The sequence below is a fragment of the Vibrio sp. 10N.222.49.C9 genome, assembly GCF_041474985.1.
GTDB lineage: Bacteria > Pseudomonadota > Gammaproteobacteria > Enterobacterales > Vibrionaceae > Vibrio > Vibrio crassostreae_C.
On sequence record NZ_JBFRVD010001422.1, the window covers coordinates 1 to 238 of the forward strand.

Below are 238 nucleotides of genomic sequence, written 5' to 3' on the forward strand. Positions count from 1 at the left end.
GTCAATGTCTTTTCGAAGAGTCGCCTCAGTAAGCTCTTTATCATGATTTACTAGAGATAGATTGATGTCTCTCGCAAGTTGTTGCTTATCAATACGCACACCGTTGAAGTAATTGAAATACCACCTAGCAGTATTCAATTCAGCGTCGCTAGAAGGAATCGATTGAGTTAGCCAAAGCAGCAACCAAATAGTTCCTACCTTGTCTAAGAACTCATCCCAAGCTTTTTGATCTTCAGTG

The 238-nt window shown here is 40.3% G+C and carries 1 protein-coding gene; it reads right to left on the reverse strand.

What is annotated here, in order from left to right:
* Window positions 1-238 (reverse strand): DUF4007 family protein (locus AB4585_RS28580; protein ID WP_372172156.1); only part of this gene is annotated, 238 nt, incomplete at both ends.